The organism is Methylorubrum podarium (genome assembly GCF_022179745.1).
GTDB lineage: Bacteria > Pseudomonadota > Alphaproteobacteria > Rhizobiales > Beijerinckiaceae > Methylobacterium > Methylobacterium podarium.
Map to the genome: position 1 here is coordinate 1 of NZ_BPRD01000547.1, position 4,926 is coordinate 4,926.

At 71.9% G+C, this 4,926-nt stretch carries 5 protein-coding genes and 1 pseudogene; 3 read left to right on the forward strand and 3 right to left on the reverse strand.

All coding sequences use genetic code 11. From position 1 onward, the window contains the following. Together MFF42_RS23185 and MFF42_RS23190 are read right to left on the reverse strand one after the other, a co-directional pair. Positions 1-924, reverse strand: a pseudogene (locus MFF42_RS23185) (hypothetical protein); the annotation flags it as partial. Positions 925-1,076: 152 nt separating this feature from the next. Continuing rightward, positions 1,077-1,403, reverse strand: coding sequence for a HesB/IscA family protein (locus MFF42_RS23190; RefSeq protein ID WP_056246834.1), 327 nt, complete (start codon positions 1,401-1,403; stop codon positions 1,077-1,079). Between the two features lie 127 nt (positions 1,404-1,530). On the opposite strand from MFF42_RS23190, the gene MFF42_RS23195 reads away from it, so the two are divergent. Then, positions 1,531-2,784: a deoxyguanosinetriphosphate triphosphohydrolase gene (locus MFF42_RS23195; protein WP_238258090.1), complete on the forward strand. Its 1,254-nt coding sequence runs from the start codon at positions 1,531-1,533 to the stop codon at positions 2,782-2,784. Between the two features lie 28 nt (positions 2,785-2,812). Here MFF42_RS23195 and MFF42_RS23200 read toward each other — a convergent pair whose 3' ends face one another. Beyond that, positions 2,813-3,334, reverse strand: a complete 522-nt coding sequence (locus MFF42_RS23200; RefSeq protein WP_238258093.1) for a hypothetical protein — start codon at positions 3,332-3,334, stop codon at positions 2,813-2,815. Between the two features lie 141 nt (positions 3,335-3,475). Here MFF42_RS23200 and MFF42_RS23205 point away from each other — a divergent pair, with 141 nt between their 5' ends. Continuing rightward, on the forward strand, positions 3,476-3,937 hold the full coding sequence (locus MFF42_RS23205) for an acyl-CoA thioesterase (protein WP_238258094.1): 462 nt from the start codon (positions 3,476-3,478) through the stop codon (positions 3,935-3,937). Between the two features lie 91 nt (positions 3,938-4,028). Continuing rightward, the coding region (gene argS, locus MFF42_RS23210) for an arginine--tRNA ligase domain-containing protein (protein WP_238258096.1) at positions 4,029-4,926 on the forward strand (898 nt) is incomplete at its 3' end.

A 4,926-nucleotide genomic window follows, 5' to 3' on the forward strand; every position in this document is an offset into this window, starting at 1 on the left:
GCCGAAGCCGATATCGGCCACCGTCACGCCGGACTCGGCCCCGCCGGCATAGCTCATGCGGCCGATGCTGAAGGAGAGCGGATCCTCGCCCTTCACCTCCTTCACGGTCAGATCCGTCGCCTCCAGGCTGCCGACCGAGACCGATTCGGCGAGGTCCGCGAGCAGGCCGGCGGCGCGGGCGCGCTTGGTCCGGTCGTCCTCGGCGAGGCCGCCGTCGCCCAGAGCTTCCACGGCGCCGCGCCAGGTCGCCGACGTCTGGCGTCCGGCGAGGTCGCGCCCGGTGAGGCGGGCGATCGACACCGTGGTGCCGCGCTCGTCGATGAAGGCGATGGTCTCGACGGCGAGCGTCGCGTAGAGGCGCAGGAGCGGGCTGTCGGCGCCCCCGGCCTCGCTGTAGAGGCGCGCCAGCGCGGTGAGATCGACGTCCTCCGCCCGGATGCGGCCGTAGCTGCCGCTGCCCGCCTGCGGCGCGCCCTCGACGGAGAGCGTCGCGCCGGCCGCGGTCAACTCGCTGATCCGCCCGGCGCGGATCGTGCGCGCCGCCACGTCGCGATAGGTCACCACCTGCCGCTTGTCGCCGTCGCGGCGCTCGACCCGCAGCTCCGGCATGGTGAGGCTGCCGGCATCGAGGCGCTGGAGCCGGGCCGGCCAGCTGTCCTTCGGATCCTTGGTATCCTTGGCCTTGAGGATCGCGAGCAGGTCGTCCCGCGACAGGCGGGTCCCGCTCACCGTCACCTTCGGCGCCGTGACGAGCGTGTCGCCGAAGGCGAGGCTCACGTTGTCGAGGACGAGATCCTGGACCGCGGACGCCGCTTCCTGCGCCGCGGCCGGCGCCCACGGCGCGGGCCCTGTCAGCAGCGCCACCGCGCAGGCCGAGGCGAGCAGTGCCCGCATGAGGACGGGACGGCGCGTCGATGACGTCATGGCTGGATCGGATCGCAGGCTGGCGGGAGATCGGGATGGGCCGTGAGGCCACCATCCCTGCCGGTTTTCCACAGGCGTGGCAATTGCGCCGACGCCACGGAGCGGACGGTTCGCCGCCGCTGTTCGGTCTCGCCGCCTCGGATCGCGCCGCCTCAGATCGCGAAGGAGGTGCCGCAGCCGCAGGACGCCGTCGCCAGGGGGTTCTCGATCTTGAAGGACTGGCCGATCAGGTCGTTCACGAAATCGATGGTCGCGCCGCCCATGTATTCCAGCGAGACCGGATCGACGAGCACGGTGGCGCCGTCGCGCTCGATCACCACGTCGTCGCCCTCGCGGGCATGGGTGATGTCGAAGGCGTAGGAGAAGCCCGAGCAGCCGCCGCCGTTGACGCTGATGCGCAGCGACGAGCCGGGGGGCTCGGAGCCCATGATCTCGTTGATGCGCTTGGCGGCGCGGGCAGTGAGGTTGATGTCGGCCATCGTGGTGCGGTCCCGTTCGTGAACCGGTGTCGTGAAGGGCGCGCGTCCGCGATTGCCGCGGGCGTCACCTCACACAAGATATGAGGCGCGAGAGCTGGCTGCAACGCGGCTCGGAGAGGGAAGGGTTGTGCAGGTGCGGCAGAACGGCGAGCGCTGGCGGGCGCCCTACGCCACCGATCCGGCGGCGACCCGCGGGCGGCTGATCCCCGAGGCCTTCTCGCCGACCCGCAGCGACTTCCAGCGCGACCGCGACCGCATCATCCACTCCACCGCCTTCCGGCGGCTGAAGCACAAGACGCAGGTCTTCGTGCATCACGAGGGCGACCATTACCGCACGCGGCTCACCCACAGCCTCGAAGTGAGCCAGATCGCCCGGGCGCTCGCCCGGGCATTGGGCCTCGACGAGGATCTCGCCGAGGCGCTGGCGCTGAGCCACGACCTCGGCCACACCTGCTTCGGCCACACGGGCGAGGACGCGCTGCACGCCTGCATGGCCGCCTACGGCGGCTTCGACCACAACGCCCAGGCCCTGCGCATCGTCACCCGGCTGGAGCGGCGCTACGCCGGCTTCGACGGGCTCAACCTGACCTGGGAGACGCTGGAGGGCCTCGTCAAGCACAACGGCCCGCTCCTCGATGCCCGCGGCCTGCCGATCCCGCGCTACGCCGCCGACGGCATCCCGGCGGCGGTGATCGAGTACAACGCGGTCAACGATCTCGAGCTGTCGCGCTTCGCCGGCCCCGAGGCCCAGGCCGCCGCGCTCGCCGACGACATCGCCTACGACGCCCACGACCTCGACGACGGCCTGCGGGCCGGGCTGTTCGACCTCGCCGACCTCGCCACGGTGCCGTTCCTGAAAGGGCTCCTCGACGAGATCGACGCCCTTCATCCCGGCCTGGAGCCCTCGCGAAAGATCCACGAACTGGCGCGCCGGGTCATCACCCGCTTCGTGGAGGACGTGATCCGCGAGGGCGAGGCGCGCCTCGCCGCGCTGGCGCCGGGCAGCGTCGGCGACATCCGCGCCGCGGCCGAGCCGGTGATCGCCTTCTCGCCGGCCATCGCGACGGCGGATGCCGACATCAAGCGCTTCCTGTTCGCGCGGATGTACCGCCATCCCGAGGTGATGGCGGTGCGGGCCAAGGCCGCGACCATCGTCGACGACATGTTCGCGGCCTTCCGCGCCGATCCCGCGCGGATGCCCGAGGAATGGTCGGCCGGGCTCGAGGGCGCGAGCGAGTCCCGCATCGCCCGGCGCATCGCCGACTACATCGCCGGCATGACCGACACCTACGCGGTGCTGGAGCACGGAAGGCTGTTTCCCGCCACCCCCAACCTGCACTGGAGCCCGCCGAGCCGGGGCCTGCCGCTGACGGAGCCGTGAGGCGCCGCCCGCGGGGGGCCGATGGGCGTCAGTAACAGACGCAGTTCGAGCCGTAGCCGGTGTTGTAGACCGGGGCGTAGCCGGTGGTGACGGGCGCGTAGCCATAGCTGTAGCCGTAGGCCGGCGCCGCGTAGCCGCCGTAGCCGTAGCCGCCGGTCAGCGCGCCGCCGGCGAGCCCGAGGCCCAGTCCGAGCCCGGCGCCGGCCAGACCGATCCCGGCCCCCGCGAGGCCGAGGCCCCGGCCGTAGCCGTAGCCGCGGCCGTAGAAGCCGCGCGCGGCGTAGCCACGATATCCGTAGCCGCCCCGGTAGCCGTAACCGCGATACCCGAAGCCGCGATGACCGAAACCATGGCGGTCGCCGGCGAACCCGCGGTCACCGCCGACGCGTCCGACATGGCCGAAGCGCGCCCCGCCACCGTGATGGCCGTAGCCGCCGTAGGAGCGGCCACCGACATAGCCGCCATGACCGCCGAAATCGCGGGCCTCGGCCGTTGCGGGAAGGAGGGTCAGGGCGGCAAAAGCCGTGGCGGCGAGGGCGAAGGACTTCATCGGAGCGGTCTCCAGAGGGGATCTCGGCCTCGACAACGCCGCCATTCGCGCAGGGCGTGCAACGTTGCATTCTACCGAGACGCGGCCTTGTCCCCGCACGGAGGACGGCACGGGACGGGCCGACAGCTGGCGGAGGACCGATTGAGCGCCGAACACCGAGCCCCGCGCGACACCCGCGCCGCCTATCCGCGGCTCGTGCCGCTGACGACGCGCTGGGGCGACAACGACGTCTACGGGCACGTCAACAACGTCGTCTACTACGCCTTCTTCGACACGGCGGTGAACGGGATCCTGGTGGAGGCCGGCGCCCTCGACATCGCCCGCTCGCCGGTGATCGGCCTCGTGGTCGAGACGGGCTGCCGCTACTTCGCCCCGGTCGCCTTTCCCGACGCGATCACCGCAGGGGTGCGGGTGGCCCATCTCGGCCGCACCAGCGTGCGCTACGAGATCGCGATCTTTCGCGGCAACGAGGCGGAAGCCGCCGCGCAGGGCCATTTCGTCCACGTCTACGTCGACCGGGAAACGCGCCGGCCGGCGCCGCTGCCGGAGCAGCTGTGCGCGGTGCTGGCGGAACTCGCGGCCGCCCAGTCCCCTGCGCCGTGACACTCCCGCCCGCCATTGCTATGCCGCCCCGACGCCGGCCGCCCGACGCGCGGGCCAGCCGGCACGCGGCAACGACGAACACCCGAGCCCCATGAACATCTTCGCCCTCTTCGAGACGCGCGTGCGCGAGGCGCTCGAATCCCTCACCCGCTCCGGCCGGCTGCCCGAGGGGCTCGACCTGTCGCGTGTGGTGGTCGAGCCGCCGCGCGATCCCTCGCATGGGGATCTTGCCACCAACGCCGCCCTGGTGCTGGCGAAGGAGGCCAAGCAGAACCCGAAGGCGCTCGGCGAGGCGCTGGCCGAGGAGTTGCGCGGCGATCCCCGCATCGTCGAGGCGAGCGTGGCGGGCCCCGGCTTCATCAACCTGCGGCTCGCGCCCGACGTCTACCATGACGTGATCCGGGCAGCGCTCCGCGAGGGCGAGGCGTTCGGGCGCGGAACGATGCCGGGCGGCCCGGTCAACATCGAGTACGTCTCGGCTAACCCGACGGGGCCGATGCATGTCGGCCACGGGCGGGGCGCGGTGTTCGGCGACGCGCTCGCCAACCTGCTCGCCGCCGCCGGCCGGCCGGTGACGCGCGAGTACTACATCAACGATGCCGGGGCGCAGGTCGATGTGCTCGCCCGCTCGGCCTTCCTGCGCTACCGCGAGGCGCTCGGCGAGACGATCACGATCCCCGAGGGTCTCTATCCCGGCGACTACCTCAAGCCGGTGGGCGAGGCGCTTGCCGCCGAGCATGGCCGCACGCTCCTCGACAAGCCCGAGTCGGAATGGCTGCCGCTGGTGCGCCGCTTCGCCATCGACGCGATGATGGACACGATCCGCGCGGATCTCGCGGCGATCGGCATCCGCCACGACGTCTTCTTTTCCGAAGCGACCCTTCAAGGCGGGAACGGCGGCCAAAAGGGCAACGAAGGGGGCAACCGGGTCGCGGAGCTGCTCGAGGCCCTTTTCCCGCAGGGCGTCGAGCAGCTCCGCGACCCGGTTG